The 1,469-nt window shown below is 30.6% G+C and carries 1 pseudogene; it reads right to left on the bottom strand.

The window, feature by feature from the left end:
• Positions 1 to 29 precede the first annotated feature (29 nt).
• Positions 30 to 1,469, bottom strand: a pseudogene (locus tag Ctaglu_RS25705) (hypothetical protein); the annotation flags it as partial.

Raw genomic sequence — 1,469 nt, 5'->3', positions numbered from 1 at the left:
ACATATTTACCCAGGGGCCTGACCCCTTCTTAATAAATGTCAACTATCTTACCATCGACACCTAAAACTAAGGTTTTAAAATCTTTAATATTAACATTAGTTAAAAAATTCTCTATACTGCCATCATAATTATTAAGTCTAGCTTTATTGAAATACTTACTAAAGGTATAGTTTACATTATTTATTGTTAATCCTGTTGGATTAAGCATATCTGGTGTGAAGGCTGAAATAGTTCCAAGCACAACCCTATCATTTACATAAATGAAAGTGTTTTTATTCCAGATATCTGATACAAAATAAACTACATCATAAGCATTTAAATTAGATTCTTGTATATTAGCACCTCTATAAATATGAGAATATCTTGTATTTTTAATCTGCTGCAAAAGTTTCACATTATCAGCTTTATAAATCTGTGGTACACCAAAATTAGGATCCACAACAACTGCATAATCATAGCCTGAATTATCATCCTTCTTTGTTAAAACAATTGAAGAATAAGCTCTAATGGCTTTTGCTGCAACTTCATAATCTACAGATACTCCATGATAGTAGTATAAATTAGCTTTTGGTAGCGTCATAGTTTTGGCTAGGTTATTTTCATCCTTATAAACTATTATTGAACCTGCTACACTGGTTACCGCATAATTTTCTACTGAATTTTCTTTTTTATCAATTTCAGTAATTACATTATTATTAATATACAATTTGTACTTTCCACCGATTTCAAGAGGCGCAACACCCGTTTTATAGGTCAGCGTTCCTTTATCCGTAAGAATTTGATTATCTGCTAGATTATCTGAGGTCTTAGAATTCCCAAGTATTGTATATTCTGCAATAATTCCAGTCTTATCATCTATACTTCTTATATCAACTACCTTGCCATCATGGCCTAGTATTATAGATACTAAATCACCTTTGCTAAAGGAGGAAAGCTTAGTAATATCCATATCATCACTGTAATTATAAGTAACATTATCTATTTTAATACCATTTGAACTATATGCATCAGCAAGTAAAGCTGTAATATTGCCCTCTACATAATTTTCAACTACAAGGATATACCTATTATCATTATTTATATCCGTAATACTATAAACTACATCCCTATCTTTAATATCACCTTTTGTTATAGGCTGACCTTCTTTTATAATCTTTGTATTTTCATCAAAGGTTATATCGCCTAGTTTATCTAGCTTAGAATCAAAACCTAAAGCCAGCTGTGGCTTACTATAAGTAGCCTCTGTTATTACTGCATAACTAGATGCCACTTTATCATTATAATCAAATATTATTGACATATTCGCTAATAAAAGACTACTTAAGCTAGCATAATCTTTTTTTACACCATGATAATAGTAAGTAATACTAGAGGGTAGCGTCATACTTTTTTCTTTGCCACTTTCCTCATAATAAACAATATTACCAACTATGCTGTTTACAGTTACGGTCACTGGTTGTCTTACCTT

It is taken from the genome of Clostridium tagluense (assembly GCF_003865095.1).
Taxonomy (GTDB): domain Bacteria; phylum Bacillota; class Clostridia; order Clostridiales; family Clostridiaceae; genus Clostridium_AD; species Clostridium_AD tagluense.
Note: the sequence above shows the minus strand (reverse complement) of the source record. Positions and strands in the feature narration are given on the sequence as shown.